Genomic DNA, 16,653 nt, shown 5'->3' on the forward strand with positions numbered 1-16,653 from the left:
GAGGACGAACGCGATCGCGGGTTGATGCGATAGAGAATGCCTTCAATCGAGCGCGAAGAAACGCCGCAGGGTGTGCGCCACCGCCGCCTCGTGATGGGCGCCGATGCGCTCGGCCCGGGGCAGTCGGGCAATCACCTCGGGATGGGCGTTGGCGACGACGAAGGCGTTGCCGGCCAGCGTCAGCATCTCGACGTCATTGAAGTTATCGCCGAAGGCCAGCGCCTGAGAGGCGGGCAGTGCCAGCGCCGCCAGCATCTGCGCCAGCGCGCTGCCCTTGTCGACACCACGCTGCATCACCTCCAGCGAATTGGCCGCCGAATAGGTAATGTGCAGCGCCTCGCCGTAGCGCTCGCGCAATGTGCGCTCGAGCGGCGCCAGCAGCGACGGCTCGCCGATATAGAGCACCTTGCTCACGGCCGCCTGACTCAGGTCGCGTAGATCGTCGACCTGATAGGTGAAACCGGTCATGGCGTGCAGCGGCAACAGCGCCGGCGCCTCGGCATCGATCAGCCAGCGCTCGCGAGTATACAGATTGAGCCGCACCGACGCCGGTCGCGGCAACGCCACCAACGCCTCCACCAGCGCCTGCGGCACCAGGCGCTCGCTGACCACGCGGTCATCGGCATCGAACACACAGGCACCGTTGCTGCTGATGATCCAGGCGGGGAGCTCGAGCTGGCGCCGGATCTCGGCGATGTCCAGATGATGGCGGCCGGAGGCCAGCGCCAGGGTGTGGCCGCGCGCGACCAGTTGCGCCAGGGTCTCGCGGGTCAGCGCAGCGACGCGATGCTCGGCGTCGAGCAGGGTACCGTCGAGATCGCTGGCAATCAGGTAGGGGGGCATGAGAGCTCCTGTGACTCTGGCAGAGGGGGCTTTGTGTGACAGCGGTCAGCGCTCGCCGACCTGGCGCGGCGCCGCACCTGAGGCGCCGACGACGTGCGCGTCGTCTGCGGCCCAAGATACCACTGTCGCGCCGCGGGTGAGGCTCAGTCAGCCAGACTCTTGGCCACCGCCGCCGCCTGCGGCCCCATCACCACATGCAGGGTGCCATCGGCGAAGCGCTGGACCCCGGCCGCGCCCAGCCCGCGCAGCGTGGCCTCGTCCAACTGCCGGCGGTCGGCCAGGTCGAGGCGCAGCCGGGTCGTGGCGACGACACTCACCTGGCGCAGATTGTCGTGCCCGCCCACCACTGCCAGCCACGCCTCGCGGGAGTCGGCATCGAGCTCGGCCACGGCCAGCGCGGCGCGCTCCTCCTCCACCGTTGCCGGCACCGGCGCGGCCTCGACAGCGGCGCCCTGCTGGCGCAGCGCGGTGCGAATGTCATCGGCCACAGCGTCGGCGATCGGCCCCAGGATCACCTGCAGGCCACCGCCGCGCAGGCGCAGGATGCCGCGCGCGCCCAGCGTCTTGAGCGTCGTCTCGTCGATGGCCCCCGCATCACTCATCACCAGCCGCAGGCGCGTGGTACAGGCGCCCACGCTGACCAGATTGGCGACACCGCCGAGTGCCTCGACGAACGCGGGGCCGCGCGGTCCTGCGCTGGCCGCGGCAGGCCCCGCCGGCGCATCGGGCTCGCGCCCCGGCGTCGGCAGATCGAAACGTGCGATGGCCCAGCGGAATACCAGATAGTAGAGCGCGAAATAAGCCAGCCCCACCGGGATCATCATCCAGCCGTGGGTCGAGAGCCCATAGGAGAGCGCGTAGTCGAAGGCGCCAGCGGAGAAGGTAAAGCCGAGCTTGACTCCGAGCAGGTCCATCAGCGCCATCGACAGGCCGGTCATCAGGGCATGGAAGGCGTAGAGCAGCGGCGCCAGGAACATGAACGAGAACTCGATCGGCTCGGTCACCCCGGTGAGGAAGGCCGTCAGTGCAAGCGACAGCAGCAAGCCGCCGACCTGGGCGCGCCGGCCCCGCGGTGCGGCGTGGTACATCGCCAGCGCCGCCGCCGGCAGCCCGAACATCATCACCGGGAAGAAGCCCGCCATGAAGCCGCCCGCGCTGGGGTCGCCAGCGAAGAAGCGATTGAGATCGCCGGTCGCCCCGTCGTAGCTGCCGAATACGAACCACACGAAGCTATTGAGCACATGGTGCAATCCGGTGACGATCAGGATGCGATTGAGCACACCATAGACGAACAGCCCCAGGTCGCCGGCATCGATCAGCCACTGGCCGAGCTGATCGATGGCGTGCTGGATCGGCGGCCAGATCACCCCGAAGAGCCCACCCAAGGCCACCGCCGAGAGACCGGTGACGATGGGGATGAAGCGCCGCCCACCGAAGAACGCCAGGTAATCCGGCAGCTTGATCGCCTTGTAGCGATTGTAGAGTAGGCCCGCCACGCTACCGATGATGATGCCGGCGAGTACGCCCATGTTGATATCCGGGTTGAGCGTCTCCAGCACCGCCTCCAGCACCAGATAACCGATCACCCCGGCCAGCCCGGCAGCACCGTTGTCGTCATCGGCCAAGCCTACCGCCACGCCGATGGCGAAGATCAGCGCCAGGTGGGAGAAGATCGCATTGCCGGCATTGGCGACGAAACCGATGTCGAGCAGGTCGGGCTGCCCCAGGCGCAGCAGCAGACCCGCCACCGGCAACACCGCGATGGGCAGCATCAGCGAGCGCCCGAGTTTCTGCAGTCCGGCCATCAGCCGGATACCCAATGTCTGGAGCATGCCCCTCTCCTGAGATCTTGTGATTGTGAATATGATGCTGGCGCGTGGTCACGCCTGTGCCGCGGACGCCGGCGTATCGAGCCACGTCGTCAGTGCCGCGCGCACCGCGGCGCCATCGTCGAGTGCCAGCAGCTCCGGCACCCGGGCGGCCAGGGCCGCTGTATCCAGTGCGCGCAGCGACGCCTTGAGACCGGCAATGCCGGCGGGCTCCAGCGACAGCTCGTCGACCCCCATCGCCACCAGCAGCAGCGCCGCCAGTGGATCCCCGGCGGCCGCTCCGCACACCCCGACCGGACAGCGGCCTCGGGCCCCCTCAAGGGTGGCCTGGATCAGCCGCAGCACGCCGGGGTGAAGCACGTCGCAGTGCGCCGCCAGCGCCGCCACCTCGCGATCCATCGCCAGGGCGTACTGGGTCAGGTCGTTGGTACCGATAGAGAAGAAGTCGGCCTCCCGGGCCAGGCTCGCGGCGCACAGCGCCGCCGACGGCACCTCGATCATCACCCCCAGGGCCGGCAGCCGGGTGATGCCCAGCGCGGTGGCACACGCCACGAGCCGCTGGCGAACCCAGCGCAGCTCGCCGACATCGCTCACCATCGGCAGCATCAGGCGCAGCGGCAGCGTGGTTTGCGCCGCATCCGCCACCTCGCTGCCCGCCAGCAGCAGCGCCTCGAGCTGGGTGTCGAACAGCTCGGGGAAGGCCCGCCACAGGCGTATGCCACGCTCGCCCAGGGCCGGGTTGGGCGCCGCCGGCAGGGTCAGGTAGTCGAGCTGCTTGTCGGCGCCGATATCGAGCAGGCGCACGATCACCGGCTTGCCGCCGAGCGCCGCCAGCGCGGCGGCATACTCCCTCTGCTGCGCATCGCGGGTAGGTGCCGCGGCGCGCCCCAGGAACAGGAATTCGCTGCGCAGCAGGCCCACGCCGTCGGCGCCGGCACGGGCGGCGGCCTCCGCTTCCGCGGCCGACCCGACGTTCGCGGCGACATGCACCTGGCGCCCGTCACGGGTGACCGCCACCCCCTGGGCCTGCTCGGCGGCGGCGCGAGCCTGAGCCCGGTGACGTTCGCGCTCGGCTTCTCGCTGCGCCAGACGCTCGGCGTCGGGGGCACTCTCGAGCACGCCATGGGTAGCGTCGAGCACGGCACGTTCGGCAGTGAGCGAGAGCAGCGCCTCGCCCAGCCCCATCACGCAGGGCACCCCCCGTGCCCGGGCCAGGATGGCCAGATGGGAGGTGACTCCACCGGCGGCCAGACACAGGCCCTGAATACGCCCGGCCACGGCCACGAACTGCGACGGGGTCATCTCGCGGGCGATCAGAATCGCTCCGTCGAGATCGTCATCCGCGACCTCCCGCGCGTCCTCGCCCGCCTCCGCCAGCGGTGTCATCACCCGTCGCTGCAGGTCGCGCAGATCGTCGACACGTGCCGCCAGCAGCGCGCTGTCGCTCGCCTCGAGCCGCTCGACCTCACGCTGCAGCGCCGCATACCAGCCCTGCCCGGCGCTGGACCCGGCGGCGATATGATGCTCGGCGGCCTCGCGCAGCGCCGGGTCCTCCAGCCACGCCAGGTGGGCGTCGAAGATCTCCGCTTCTTCCTGGTGCCCCTGCGCCACGGCCGCACGCCGGGAGGCCTCGAGGGTCGCCGCGACCGTCTCCAGTGCCGCTGTCAGCGCCTGACGCTCCGCCGCCGGGTCGGCCGCCGTCTCGGCGACCCGCGGCAGCGGCGGGTCATAGTGGCGCAGCGGACCGATCGCGATCCCCGGACTGGCGCGGGTGCCGCGCAGCTGGCCAGGCTCTCCCTCCGGATCAGCGCGCGCCGTCGACGACGAGGCAGACGGCGCCGGCGCCTCAGCGGGCGCCTGGGATGCGGCGGCCGGCGACGTTTCCGGTGTGGCCAGCAGCGTGCTCGCGGCCTCGAGCGCGGCTTCTCCTTGCGCGCCCCGGGCCACCAGGGTCACGCGGCTGCCCTGGACCAGCCCCAGGTTGAGCAGCGCGCTGACACTCGCGGCATCGGCCTCACGGCCATCCGCCGCCACCAACCGCAGGGCGACGTCGTGCGCCCGGGCGATGGCCCGCAGGCGCGCCGCCGGACGCGCGTGCACGCCGCTGGCGGCGGCGACGGTCAGCTCTCGGCGGACTTCCGTGGCGGCCTGGTCATCATCACTCGCCGCATCACTATTCAAGCCTGCGCCCTCGGCCTCCCCGGCACCATCGACATGGCAGAGCAGCAGCGCTTCTCCGCGCTCGACCACCTGCCCCGGCGTCGCCAGCAGCTCGAGGCGCTGGTCCGCGGCGTTGGTCAGCACGATCGGCGTCAGCAGCGCCTTGGCCTGGCGCGCCACCCGGTCGGCATCGAAGCGCAGCAATGCCGTGCCGGCGGTGATCCGCTCACCTTCGGCCACCAGCAGGGTGAAGCCGTCGCCAGCCAGATCGACGGTATCGAGCCCCAGATGCAGCAGCCACTCGCCGCCGGTGTCGTCACGCAGGGTCACCGCATGGCGGGTCCGCGCACACTGGATCACCTCGCCGTCGCAGGGGGCGTGGAGGATGTCGTCGAGGGGGTCGAGCGCGATCCCGGGACCCAGGGCCTCGGCCGCGAAGACCGGATCGGGCAGATCGCCGAGCGCCACCACCAGGCCCCGCAGGGGCGCGCTGAGAATGAGGGGAGAAGATGCCATGAGACCTCCGGCGGCGTGTGAAGCGTGAATGGAGAAAGCCCTGCCCTCGCCCCCACCCGAGATAGTGAATGGGGGCGGCGGGCATGCGCCCTAACGGGTTCCTGGAACGCGGCCTAAAGCGTGCGGGTCACCTTCTGCAGATGCCGCGGGCGGTCAGGATCGCCACCGCGGGCCACCGCCAGACGTGCCGCCATGACGTAGAAGCTCTGGATCACCGCCAGTGGCTGGAGGTCGTCGTGGCCGGCATCGCTCAGCTCCAGCTCGCGCGAGGTGACGCTGGCGTCCGCCGCCAGCAGTACCCGCGCGCCGACCCCGCGCAGCCATGCCGCCAGATCGAGCAGGCCGGCCTGATCCGGCCCCGGCGGTGCCAATACCAGCACCGGGTAGCCGGGTTCGATCAGCGCCATCGGGCCATGCTTGACCTCGGCGCCGCTGAACGGCTCGGCCTGGATGCCGCAGGTCTCCTTGAACTTGAGCGCCGCTTCCTGGGCGACGGCCAGCCCTACCCCGCGCCCGATCACCAGCAGCCGGTCGACCGTGCGCAGCGCCTCGACCGCGGGCTGCCAGTCGCAGGCGGCGGCCGCTTCGAGCCGCTCGGGTAGCCGCTCGAGGGCGCCCAACAGCTCGCGGTCGCCCTGCCAGGCCGCGATCAGATGCGCCGCGGCGGCGAGGGTCGCGAGATAGCTCTTGGTCGCCGCCACGCTCTGCTCGACGCCGGCATGCAGGCCCAGGCTGTGCCGCGAGGCCGCCGCCAGTTCGGAGTCGGGGGCGTTGACCAGCGCCAGGGTGCGCGCACCGCCCGCCGCCAGCGCGCGCTGGGTCGCGATCAGATCGGGGCTCGCCCCGGACTGCGAGATCCCCAGCGCCAGTTGCCCGGCGACCCGCCACGGGGTTCCCGAAAGCGTGGTCAGCGAGGGCGGGATCGAGGCGATCGGCAGCCCCAGCCGCTTCATGCCGAGGTAGGCAAAATAGGACGCCGCATGATCGGAGCTGCCACGCGCCACGGTCACCGCGCCGTGCAGATCGGCTTCCCGCAGCTCGCGCCCCAGTGCAGCTACCCCCTCGGCATTGGAGTGCCACTGTTCGCGCAGGCGTTGCGGGGCGCTCAGTGCCTCTTCCAGCATCAGCGACATGGGTCTGTCTCCGTGGTAGACGCCGCGTCGCGGCGGTGGACACACTCGCCGCCGACATAGACGGCGTCGAGGTCGAGATCGGCGCTCATCACCGCGACGTCGGCGTGGGCGCCAACCTCGAGCCGGCCGATCGCGTGCTCGCCGAGAAAGTCGGCGGGAAAGCGCGACAACCGCTGGGCGGCATCGGCCAGGTCGAGGCCGATGGCGACCAGGTTGCGCAATGCCTGATCCATGGTCAGGGTACTGCCGGCCAGCGTGCCGTCGGCCAGGCGCACGCCGCCCAGGCACTTGGTGACGTGCTGCGTGCCGAGCCGATACTCGCCGTCGGGCATACCCGCCGCCGCGGTGGAGTCGGTCACCGCGTAGAGCCGCGGGATGCAGCGCAACGCGGCGCGGATCGCCCCCGGATGCACGTGCAGCAGGTCGGGGATGATCTCGGCGTACTCGGCATGGGCCAGGGCGGCGCCGACCATGCCCGGCTTACGGTGGTGAAGGCCGCTCATGGCGTTGAACAGGTGGGTGAAACCGCGGGCACCGTGGGCGAGCCCGGCCGCCCCCTCTTCATAGCTGCCCAACGAGTGGCCCATCTGCACCCGCACGCCGCGGGCATCGAGATGGCGGATCAGTTCGGCGTGCCCGGAGAGCTCCGGGGCCAGGGTCAACAGCCGGATCGGTGCCAGCGCCAGCAGCGCCTCGACCTCCGCGATCACCCCGGGGCGCGCGTGCGGCGGCTGGGCGCCGAGCTTGCCGGGATTGATATAGGGCCCCTCCAGATGCACCCCGAGCAGCCGCGCGGCGCACTCGGGGGGCGCAGCCACCCAGGCCGCGGCGTCACGCAGGGCGCGTTCGATCTCCGCCGGGGGCGCAGTCATGGTGGTCACCAGCAGGCTGGTGGTGCCGAAACGTACGTGGGTGCGCGCCAACGTCGCCGCGGCCTCGCCCCCCTCCATGGCGTCGGCACCGCCGCCACCATGCACGTGCAGGTCGACGAACCCCGGCAGCAGCCGCGGGTGATCGTTGTCGGTCGGGTCGACCGCGTCGCCGTCGATCGCCGTCACCCGCCCTGCCTGCCAGCGCAGCCAGCCCAGCCGCCAGCCGTCCGGGGTCAGGATGTTGCCGTACAGCATGTGCTCTCCTCTGGTGATGCCACCGCCGGCATCACTGCGTCAGTTCCACCATGAAGTCGTAGTAGTCGGTACGGCAGTAGGTGATGGTCAGCTCCGCCGCCCGACCGTCCGCCAGGTAACCCAGACGGGTCATCACCAGCAGCGCCTGGGACTCGGCGACCTCGGCCAGCGCCGCCAGCTCGGTGTCGGCGTTGCACGCCGACACATGCTGCAGTGCGCGCACCACCGGCGTGCCCTGAGCCTCGAGATAGCGGTAGAGCGAGTGCTCGACCGCCTGCGGGTCGGCCACCACGCTCACCGGCAGGCAGCTCTCCTCCACCGCCACCACCACGTCGTCAGCCAGGCGCAGGCGTTTCAAACGCGCCACCCGGCTATCCGCGGTCAGCCCCAGGCGCAGCCCCTCCTCCGCCGTGGGCACGCCCAGGCGCCGCTCGAGCCAGCGTGAGCTGGGGCGGTGCCCGCGCTGGACCAGCAGGTCGGTAAAGCTGGTGAGCCGCGTCAGCGACTGATTGAGCCGAGGGGCAATGAAGGTGCCGGAGCCGCGGTTGCGCTGGATCAGGCCCAGCGCGACCAGCCGATCGAGCGCCTTGCGCGCGGTGATCCGCGAAATATCCAGGGTCTCCGCCAGCACCCGCTCCGAGGGCAGCGCCTCGCCCGCCTCCCAGTCACCGGACTCGATCGCGTCGATCAGTTGCTGCGCCAGCTGCCGATAGAGCGGCGTGGCGCGCGAGGGGTCGAGTTGCAGGCGGGAGAGTGACGACGGCATGGCATATGGTCCGGGGCAGAAGCGTCAGTATTGATACCAGTTCAATACCACTAACATAACCACTGCAATACCACTTCACCAGCCCCTACCGCCCCCACTTTGGTCGTATCACGCATCCTCTGCCATGCTCAGAAGGAGATCCATTGCATGATCACCACCTTGAGGAGAGAAGAGATGGGCAAGACACTGGTCATCGGTGCCAACGGCCAGATCGGCCGCCGCTTCTGCCAGCAGGCCGCCGCCCAGGGATCGCCGGTACGCGCCATGCTGCGCGACGCTTCACAGCAGGCCTTCTTCGACGAGCTGGGCGTCGAGAGCGTGGTCGGAGACCTCGCCGGCGACATGGCAGGTGCTTTCGAGGGCTGCGATGCGGTGCTGTTCACCGCCGGTTCCGGAGCCGCCACCGGCCTCGACCGCACCCTGATGATCGACCTCAATGGCGCCATGCGCGCCGTGGATCAGGCACGGGAGGCCGGCATCCAGCGCTTCGTGATGGTCTCCACACTGCACGTCGACCCACTGGCGGGACCGGAGAAGCTGCAACCTTACCTGGTCGCCAAGCGCGCCGCCGACGCCTACCTGATGGCCAGCGAGCTCGACTGGACGGTGCTGCGTCCGGGGCGCCTCACCGATACCGCGGGCAGCGGCCGCGTCACCCTGTCGCAGGACGCTTCGACCAGCGGCGAGGTGTCGCGGGACAACGTCGCCAGCTTTGCCCTGGCGGTGCTCAACCACCGCGCCCCGGCCCGCGAGTATGTGCTGCTGGATGGCGCCACCCCGATCGCCGAGGCGGTGAACGCGGGTTGAGACGACGGACCCACAGTTGCACCGCGCCGGCCGGGTGACAGTCCGGCCGGCGCGGCGGGTTGGCGTGAAAACGCCGGAATCCGTATAGTGTCGCTCTCGCCCAACGACCGATTCGATACGATGCTGCAGAACAACGCTCTTCTGGCCCAGCTGAAGCAAGACATCCGCGCCAATACCCCGCGTGCCCAGGGCACCATCAAAGCCACCGACAAGGGCTTCGGTTTCCTCGAGACCGAGGACGGTACCTCTTACTTCATTCCCCCGCCCGCCATGAAGCAGGTTCTGCACGGCGATCGTATCGAGGCCGCGATCAAGGAGGATGGCGACAAGAAGCAGGCCGAGCCTGAAAAGCTTCTGGAAGCCTCCCTCGATCGCTTCATCGCCCGCGTGCAGCTGCGCGAGGGTCGTCTCGCGGTGATCCCCGATCATCCTTCGATCAACCAGCCGCTCAAGGCGCGTATCAAGCGCTCCCTCGACGAGGCGAGCATCGCCGACGGCGACTGGGTCGTGGCACGTCTGGTGCGCCATCCGCTGCGCCCCGACGACCGCGGCTTCTTCACCCAGATCGACGAGCTGGTGGTCAAGCGTGACGACCCCGCCGTGCCGTGGCGAGTGACCCTGGCGCGCCATGCGCTGGAGCAGGAGTGCCCGCCGGCCGCCGAGGCCTGGCCGCTGCAGGAAGAGGGGCTGACCCGCGAGGATCTCACCGCCGAGCCGTTCTTCACCATCGACGGCGAGAAGACCCGCGACATGGACGACGCCCTGCGCGTCGAGACCAGCGACGACGGCTGGACCCTGACGGTGGCGATCGCCGATCCCACCGCCTATGTCGACGAGTCCCACCCGGCGGACCAGGAGGCGCGCACCCGCGCCTTCACCGTCTACCTGCCGGGCCAGAACGTGACCATGCTGCCGGAGGCGCTGGCCGACGACCTGTGCTCGCTGAAGCCGGAGGTCGAGCGCCCGGTGCTCGCCTGCCGTCTGCAGGTGGGCCGCGACGGCACCCTCGGCGAGTACCGCTTCTTCGCCGCGACCATCCGCTCCCAGGCGCGGCTGGTCTACGATGACGTCTCCGACTGGCTCGAAGGGGTGAACGACGCCGCAACACCGGCGGCGGCGATCGCCCCCCAGCTCGAGGCGCTCAGGGACCTGGCCCAGGCCCGCGCGGCCTGGCGCGAGCAGCACACCCTGGTATTCAAGGATCGCCCCGACTACGTCTTCGATCTCGACGACGCCGGCAACGTGCTCGATATCCGTACCGAGACCCGTCGTACCGGCCAGCGCATGATCGAAGAGGCGATGATCGTCGCCAACGCCTGCTGCGCCGACCTGCTGTCGCGGGAAGTGGGTCACGGGATCTTCAACGTCCACCACGCCTTCGAGCCGGAGAAGCTCGACCCGGCGCTGGAGTTCCTGGCCGCCCAGGGGATCGAGGTGGAGCGCGAACAGCTCAGCGAGCTGCCGCGCTACCGCGAGCTGCGCCGGGCGCTGGATGACCGCGAGGACGCTTGGCTCGACGCCCGCCTGCGCCGTTTCCAGGGCTACACCAACATGTCCGCCCGCCCAGGCCCCCACTTCGGGCTGGGTCTGCCGGCCTATGCCACCTGGACCTCGCCGATCCGCAAGTACGGCGATATGGTCAACCATCGCCTGATCAAGGGGGTGCTCAAGGGTGAAGCGGCACCGGCCGAGGCCAGCCAGCGACTGACCGAGCAACTGACCGAACGTCGGCGACTGAACCGAATGGCCGAACGTGACGTCAAAGACTGGCTCTATGTGCGCTATCTGGGTCAATCCCTCGATCAAGGCACGGTGTACGACGCCGATATCATCGATATCCGTCGTGGCGGCATGCGCGTGCGACTGAGTGCCAACGGCGCCACCGCCTTCATCCCCGCGCCGATGCTGCACAGCGACCGCAATCAGGTGGCGATCGACGACAAGGAAGGCCGCATCCAGATCGCCGGCGAACCTTGTTATCAGCTGGGCGGCACGCTGCGCGTCAAGCTGGTCGAGGCGCGCGAAGCGACCCGCTCGCTGGTGGCGACACCCGCCGAGTGACATGAAACGAGCCGCTTGCGCCATGGACGGCGCATGCAGGCTACCACCATGGTGTGAACACCCTGTGACAGCGACACGATATACTGCTGTCTAGGAAAGACCTTCAACGTCCGGCGTGAGCGATCCGCCGGCACTCCGTCATCCGGTCTTTTCTGGCGTCATCGCCATTCTCGGAATGCGCCGTATCGACAGGGATCGTTTTTTAGAGGAGCGGCTCGTTGCATATTGCCGACGTCACGATGTTCTATGCCCCCGCCAGCGGCGGGGTTCGTACCTACCTCGACGCCAAGCACCGGCGTCTGGCCAAACTCCCCGGGGTCACCTGCAGCCTGCTGATCCCCGGTGCCGAGCTGGTCTCCCATGACGGTGTGCACGAGGTGCCCTCGCCGCCGCTGCCGTTCAGTCAGGGCTATCGCTTTCCGCTGCGCCGTCGCGGCTGGGAACGTGAGCTGCTGCGCGTCAAGCCGGACATCATCGAAGCGGGCGATCCCTACGTCACCGGCTGGGCCGCGCTCGACGCCGGACGCAAGCTCGACGTGCCGGTGGTCGGTTTCTATCACTCGGACCTGCCGCGCCTGATCAGCAATCGCCTCGGTAGCGGCACCGACCGGCTGGTCGAGCGCTACGTCTACCGGCTCTACCGACGTTTCGACCAGGTGCTGGCGCCCAGCCGGGTGATGGCCGAGCGCCTGACCCGGCTGGGTATCGAGCATGTCGCGGTACAGCCGCTGGGGGTGGACCTCGAGAGCTTCCACCCGCGGTTCCGCGATCCGGCCCTGCGCACCAAGCTCGGCCTCGACGACGACACCAAGCTTCTGATCTTCGTCGGCCGCGGCTCGCGCGAGAAGAACCTGCATCACCTGCTGGAGATGGCCCGTCAGCTGGGCAAGGGCTACCACCTGCTACTGGTCGGCCCCAGCATGCCCAGTCAGACGCCTGACAACGTCAGCGTGATCGACCGCTACACCCCGACCGAGGAAGTCGCAGGCTGGCTCGCCTCGAGCGATGCCCTGGTCCACGCCGGCACCCAGGAGACCTTCGGTCTGGTCGCCCTCGAGGCGATGGCCAGCGGGATCCCGGTGATCGCCGCCCGGGCCGGTGCGCTGGCCGAGAACGTGCCGCTGGGCTGTGGCCTGCTCAGCGAGCCGCACTCCCCCGCCGACATGGCACGCGCGGTGCGCGAGCTGTTCACCCAGCACGATGCCGAGCAGGCTGGGCGCCGGGCGCGCCGCTACGTCGAGCGCCACCACGACTGGGATATCGTCATCGACGGCCTCCTCACGCACTACCGCCGCCTCACCAGCGCCACCGCCAGCGCTGGCGCGGCGCAGCATGGATCGCAACATGGCTGAACGGCATTTCTCGCTGGTACTGCACGACATCGCCCCGGAAACCTGGCCCGACTATCAAGGTTTCGTCGCGGCGATCGACCGTCTGAGCGAGCGGTTCGGCCCGATTCCGATCACCTGGCTGGTGGTGCCCGACTTCCACGGCCGCGGCGAGTGTCGCCACAGCGACAGCCTGCGCCGGGTCCTGGATCAACGCCTGGCCCACGGCGACGAGCTGGTGCTGCACGGCTACTTCCACCGTGACGATGCGCCTCGACCGCGCACCCTGCACGACTTCTACATGCGCCGCATCTACACCTGGGAGGGTGAGTTCTACACCCTCGATCAGGCTACCGCCGGCGCCCTGCTCGACGACGGCATGGCCCAGTTCGATGCCTGCGGCTGGCCCCATGGCGGCTTCGTCGCCCCGGCCTGGCTGATGAGTCAGGGCACCCGCGCCGCGCTGGGCCAGCGCCCCTTCACCTACACCAGTGATCCGCAGCAGCTCTACCGCCTGCCCGGTTTCGAGCCGCTCAGCGCACCGAGCATCGTGTGGAGCGCGCGTAGCGCCTGGCGGCGCGGCATGTCCCGCGTGGTCAGCGCGATCCAGCAGCGGCGCTTCCAGCAGGCCCCGCTCTTGCGCCTGGCCCTGCATCCGGTCGACATGCGCTATCGCTCCTCCTACGACTACTGGTACCGGTTGGTGGAGCAACTCCTGGGCGAGGGACGTCAAGCGGTGACCAAGCAGCACTGGCTGGACCACCACGCCCCCGATCTCGCCACGCGCAAGGATCGTTCGGCGGCATGAAGCGTATCATCTGGTGCCTGGTGCTGGGCCTGGTGGCGGCACTGGCGATTCCACTGCTGATCGGCGGCCGCGGTATCGTCACCGAACTGCGCAGCTTCCCCACCTCGCTGCTGCTGATGATGCTGGGCATGATCTTCGTGTGCTGGAATCTCAACGCCCTGCGCTTGCGCCTGCTACTGGCCGGGCGCGCCGGCAAGCTGTCGCAGGTGCGCGCCTTCTCGATCGTGATGGCCACCGAATTCGCCATCTGCGCCACCCCCGGTGGCACCGGTGGGCCGTTGACCCTGCTCGGCCTGCTTGCCCGGCGCGGCGTACGCCCGGCGCAGTCCTCGGCGATCTTCGCCGTCGATCAGCTCACCGACCTGCTGTTCTTCCTCTCCGGGCTGGTCGGCGTCGCCGCCTATGTGCTGATTGAAGCGGTCGATCTCCAGCTGGGCTGGCTGGTGGGCCTGCCCACCACCCTGCTGGTCAGCGCGCTGGTGATCCTGTGGCTGACCCTGAGCCACTACAACCGGGTGATGCAGGTGACCGGGCGCTGGCTCGAGAAGCTCAACGTCAAGCGGCGTTCTCGCTTCGGCCTGGCACGCCGCCTGCTGCACTTCCGCAACTCGCTGGTCGAAACCCTGCGCCTGCCGCGCTGGCTGCTGTTCGCCATCTTCCTGCTCTGCTGCGCTCACTGGCTGGTGCGCTACAGCGTGCTGTTCCTGGTGGTTCAGGGGCTGGGGCAGCATATCGACTGGGCCTGGACCTTCCTGGTGCAGATGGTGTCGATGGCCGCCGGTCAGTTGAGCTTTCTGCCCGGTGGCGCCGGCGGCGCCGAACTCACCTCCTCGGCGCTGCTGACCCCGCTGATCGGCGCCCAGGCGGCAGCCGCCTCGGTACTGATCTGGCGCTTCGTCACCTACTACTTCTATCTGCTGGCAGGCTTCCCGATCTTTCTCGCCACCGCCGGCCGCGCCTTCCTGCGCATGATGGCCCGGCGCCAGCAGCGCTGATCGCCAGCTAGCGATCGGCGCCACACACGCTCGATCTCCCGTCCGGGAGATCGATGGCCGCCCCCTCCCCGGAGCCCCCCCCGACACCGCGATGGCAGCAGTGCCCTCGTGACTCCGCGCTTGCGATATCTCGGCTCGGCACCAGAACGCAAAACGGCCCGCCAGGCAGTGCCTGGCGGGCCGTCGTCGAGGCGCAAGCCTCGCGCCGTGAAGCGCTTACCAGCCGGTAGCGGCTTTCAGCGCGTCACCGATCTCGGCGAGCGAACGCACGGTCTTGACGCCGGCGTCTTCCAGTGCCTTGAACTTCTCGTCGGCGGTGCCTTTACCACCGGCGATGATGGCACCGGCGTGACCCATGCGCTTGCCCGGAGGGGCAGTGACACCCGCGATGTAGGAGACCACCGGCTTGGAAACATTGGCCTTGATGTAGGCCGCGGCTTCCTCTTCGGCGTTGCCGCCGATCTCGCCGATCATCACGATCGCTTCGGTCTGCGGGTCCTTCTCGAACATCTCCAGGATGTCGATGAAGGTGGAACCCGGGATCGGGTCGCCGCCGATGCCCACGCAGGTGGACTGGCCGAAGCCGTGATCGGTAGTCTGCTTGACCGCTTCGTAGGTCAGGGTGCCGGAGCGCGACACGATACCGACCTTGCCCGGCTTGTGGATGTGACCCGGCATGATGCCGATCTTGGTCTCACCCGGGGTGATCACGCCGGGGCAGTTCGGGCCGATCAGGCGCACGCCCAGCTCGTCACACTTGACCTTGACGTCGAGCATGTCGAGGGTCGGGATGCCTTCGGTGATGCACACGATCAGCTTGATGCCGGCGTTGGCGGCTTCGAGAATCGAGTCCTTGCAGAAGGCGGCCGGCACGTAGATCACGCTGGCCTCGGCGCCGGTCTGCTCGACCGCTTCCTTGACGGTGTTGAACACCGGCAGGCCCAGATGCTCCTGGCCGCCCTTGCCCGGGGTGACGCCGCCGACCATGTTGGTGCCGTAGGCGATCGCCTGCTCGGAGTGGAAGGTCCCCTGGCCACCGGTGAAGCCCTGGCAGATGACCTTGGTGCTCTTGTCGATCAGGATACTCATTACTTGCCCTCCGCCGCTTTGACGACCTGCTGAGCCGCGTCAGTCAGGCTGGTAGCAGCGATGATGTTCAGACCGCTGGAGGCCAGCTTATCGGCACCCAGCTCGGCGTTGTTACCTTCCAGACGCACCACGACCGGCACGTTGACGCCGACCTGCTCGACGGCACCGATGATGCCTTCGGCGATCATGTCACAACGCACGATACCGCCGAAGATGTTGACCAGCACGGCCTTGACGTTGGTGTCGGAGAGAATGATCTTGAACGCTTCCGCCACCCGCTCCTTGGTCGCGCCGCCACCGACGTCGAGGAAGTTGGCCGGCTTGCCGCCGTTCAGGTTGACGATGTCCATGGTGCCCATGGCCAGACCGGCACCGTTGACCATGCAGCCGATGTTGCCGTCGAGGGCGACGTAGTTGAGTTCCCACTCCTGGGCGTGGGCTTCGCGCTCGTCTTCCTGCGACGGATCGCGCATCGCCTGCAGGTCCGGATGACGGTAGAGGGCGTTGGCGTCCAGGTTGATCTTGGCGTCGAGGCAGTGGAGATTGCCTTCGTCGGTGATCACCAGCGGGTTGATCTCCAGCAGTGCCAGATCCTTGTCGTGGAACAGCTTGGAGAGCCCCAGGAAGATCTTGGTGAACTGCTTGATCTGGTCCTTGTTCAGGCCCAGCTGGAAGGCCAGCTCACGTGCCTGGTACGGCTGTGCGCCGACCAGCGGATCGATCTCGGCCTTGAGGATCTTCTCGGGCGTCTCCTCGGCGACCTTCTCGATCTCGACACCGCCCTCGGTGGAGGCCATGAAGACCACACGACGGGTGGCGCGATCGACCACGGCACCCAGGTAGAGTTCGGTGGCGATATCGGTGCAGTTCTCGACCAGAATCTTGGCGACCGGCTGACCTTTTTCGTCGGTCTGGTAAGTCACCAGATTCTTGCCCAGCCACTGCTCGGCGAACGCCTTGGCGGCTTCCGGGCTCTCGACCAGCTTGACGCCGCCGGCCTTGCCGCGACCACCGGCATGGACCTGGGCCTTGACGACCCACTTGTCGCCACCGATTTTCTTGCAGGCCTGTGCCGCTTCTTCGGGGGTGTCGACGGCGAAGCCTTTGGACACCGGAAGACCGTAATCGGCAAACAGTTGCTTGCCCTGATACTCGTGAAGGTTCATCGATTCATGCCATTAGGTTGCATGT

13 protein-coding genes are annotated in these 16,653 nt (G+C 68.7%); 5 read left to right on the top strand and 8 right to left on the bottom strand.

The window, feature by feature from the left end; genetic code table 11:
• Positions 1 to 42: 42 nt before the first annotated feature.
• The 6 genes from DOM66_RS06185 to DOM66_RS06210 form a co-directional block, all read right to left on the bottom strand.
• A complete protein-coding gene (locus DOM66_RS06185; protein ID WP_110674431.1) occupies positions 43 to 843 on the bottom strand; it encodes a Cof-type HAD-IIB family hydrolase in 801 nt (266 codons plus the stop codon).
• A 143-nt stretch (positions 844 to 986) separates the two neighbouring features.
• Positions 987 to 2,675: an N-acetylglucosamine-specific PTS transporter subunit IIBC gene (gene nagE, locus DOM66_RS06190; RefSeq protein WP_110689557.1), complete on the bottom strand. Its 1,689-nt coding sequence runs from the start codon at positions 2,673 to 2,675 to the stop codon at positions 987 to 989.
• A gap of 48 nt (positions 2,676 to 2,723) precedes the next feature.
• On the bottom strand, positions 2,724 to 5,348 hold the full coding sequence (gene ptsP / locus DOM66_RS06195) for a phosphoenolpyruvate--protein phosphotransferase (protein WP_110689558.1): 2,625 nt from the start codon (positions 5,346 to 5,348) through the stop codon (positions 2,724 to 2,726).
• A 113-nt stretch (positions 5,349 to 5,461) separates the two neighbouring features.
• Positions 5,462 to 6,481: an SIS domain-containing protein gene (locus tag DOM66_RS06200; RefSeq protein ID WP_110689559.1), complete on the bottom strand. Its 1,020-nt coding sequence runs from the start codon at positions 6,479 to 6,481 to the stop codon at positions 5,462 to 5,464.
• On the bottom strand, positions 6,472 to 7,608 hold the full coding sequence (nagA, locus tag DOM66_RS06205) for an N-acetylglucosamine-6-phosphate deacetylase (RefSeq protein ID WP_110689560.1): 1,137 nt from the start codon (positions 7,606 to 7,608) through the stop codon (positions 6,472 to 6,474). The genes DOM66_RS06200 and nagA overlap by 10 nt, the downstream gene beginning before the upstream one ends.
• Before the next feature lie 31 nt (positions 7,609 to 7,639).
• Positions 7,640 to 8,374 carry a GntR family transcriptional regulator gene (locus DOM66_RS06210; protein WP_110674427.1) on the bottom strand — a complete coding sequence of 245 codons (735 nt, stop codon included), beginning with the start codon at positions 8,372 to 8,374 and terminating at the stop codon, positions 7,640 to 7,642.
• A gap of 147 nt (positions 8,375 to 8,521) precedes the next feature.
• On the opposite strand from DOM66_RS06210, the gene DOM66_RS06215 reads away from it, so the two are divergent.
• The 5 genes from DOM66_RS06215 (at position 8,522) to DOM66_RS06235 (ending at position 14,373) form a co-directional block, all read left to right on the top strand.
• Positions 8,522 to 9,181 (top strand): NAD(P)-binding oxidoreductase, encoded by a 660-nt coding sequence (locus DOM66_RS06215; protein WP_245392366.1) that lies wholly within the window; start codon positions 8,522 to 8,524, stop codon positions 9,179 to 9,181.
• 120 nt (positions 9,182 to 9,301) lie between these two features.
• The gene (locus DOM66_RS06220; RefSeq protein ID WP_110689625.1) at positions 9,302 to 11,242 is read left to right on the top strand and encodes an exoribonuclease II; all 1,941 of its coding nucleotides are present in this window, start codon (positions 9,302 to 9,304) and stop codon (positions 11,240 to 11,242) included.
• A gap of 218 nt (positions 11,243 to 11,460) precedes the next feature.
• Positions 11,461 to 12,594 (top strand): glycosyltransferase family 4 protein, encoded by a 1,134-nt coding sequence (locus DOM66_RS06225; protein ID WP_110674425.1) that lies wholly within the window; start codon positions 11,461 to 11,463, stop codon positions 12,592 to 12,594.
• Positions 12,587 to 13,378: a DUF2334 domain-containing protein gene (locus tag DOM66_RS06230; protein ID WP_110674424.1), complete on the top strand. Its 792-nt coding sequence runs from the start codon at positions 12,587 to 12,589 to the stop codon at positions 13,376 to 13,378. Before DOM66_RS06225 ends, DOM66_RS06230 begins: the two co-directional genes overlap by 8 nt.
• A complete protein-coding gene (locus DOM66_RS06235; protein WP_110674423.1) occupies positions 13,375 to 14,373 on the top strand; it encodes a lysylphosphatidylglycerol synthase transmembrane domain-containing protein in 999 nt (332 codons plus the stop codon). The genes DOM66_RS06230 and DOM66_RS06235 overlap by 4 nt, the downstream gene beginning before the upstream one ends.
• Before the next feature lie 216 nt (positions 14,374 to 14,589).
• On the opposite strand, the gene sucD is transcribed toward DOM66_RS06235, so the two are convergent.
• Both sucD and sucC read right to left on the bottom strand, forming a co-directional pair.
• Entirely contained in the window at positions 14,590 to 15,462 is an 873-nt protein-coding gene (sucD, locus tag DOM66_RS06240) for a succinate--CoA ligase subunit alpha (protein WP_110674422.1), read from the bottom strand.
• Complete coding sequence (sucC, locus tag DOM66_RS06245) at positions 15,462 to 16,628, bottom strand: ADP-forming succinate--CoA ligase subunit beta (RefSeq protein ID WP_110674421.1); 1,167 nt, start codon at positions 16,626 to 16,628, stop codon at positions 15,462 to 15,464. The genes sucD and sucC overlap by 1 nt, the downstream gene beginning before the upstream one ends.
• Between the last annotated feature and the right edge of the window lie 25 nt (positions 16,629 to 16,653).

Origin of the sequence: Salinicola endophyticus (assembly GCF_003206575.1) — a bacterium.
In the GTDB taxonomy this organism is placed as follows: Bacteria; Pseudomonadota; Gammaproteobacteria; order Pseudomonadales; family Halomonadaceae; genus Salinicola; species Salinicola endophyticus.

Bases quoted from the DNA above. Each gene is read 5' to 3' on its own strand.
- DOM66_RS06185 (WP_110674431.1), bottom strand. From the start codon at position 843: ATGCCCCCCTACCTGATTGCCAGCGATCTCGACGGTACCCTGCTCGAC.
- nagE (WP_110689557.1), bottom strand. From the start codon at position 2,675: ATGCTCCAGACATTGGGTATCCGGCTGATGGCCGGACTGCAGAAACTC.
- ptsP (WP_110689558.1), bottom strand. From the start codon at position 5,348: ATGGCATCTTCTCCCCTCATTCTCAGCGCGCCCCTGCGGGGCCTGGTG.
- DOM66_RS06200 (WP_110689559.1), bottom strand. From the start codon at position 6,481: ATGTCGCTGATGCTGGAAGAGGCACTGAGCGCCCCGCAACGCCTGCGC.
- nagA (WP_110689560.1), bottom strand. From the start codon at position 7,608: ATGCTGTACGGCAACATCCTGACCCCGGACGGCTGGCGGCTGGGCTGG.
- DOM66_RS06210 (WP_110674427.1), bottom strand. From the start codon at position 8,374: ATGCCGTCGTCACTCTCCCGCCTGCAACTCGACCCCTCGCGCGCCACG.
- DOM66_RS06215 (WP_245392366.1), top strand. From the start codon at position 8,522: ATGATCACCACCTTGAGGAGAGAAGAGATGGGCAAGACACTGGTCATC.
- DOM66_RS06220 (WP_110689625.1), top strand. From the start codon at position 9,302: ATGCTGCAGAACAACGCTCTTCTGGCCCAGCTGAAGCAAGACATCCGC.
- DOM66_RS06230 (WP_110674424.1), top strand. From the start codon at position 12,587: ATGGCTGAACGGCATTTCTCGCTGGTACTGCACGACATCGCCCCGGAA.
- DOM66_RS06235 (WP_110674423.1), top strand. From the start codon at position 13,375: ATGAAGCGTATCATCTGGTGCCTGGTGCTGGGCCTGGTGGCGGCACTG.
- sucD (WP_110674422.1), bottom strand. From the start codon at position 15,462: ATGAGTATCCTGATCGACAAGAGCACCAAGGTCATCTGCCAGGGCTTC.
- sucC (WP_110674421.1), bottom strand. From the start codon at position 16,628: ATGAACCTTCACGAGTATCAGGGCAAGCAACTGTTTGCCGATTACGGT.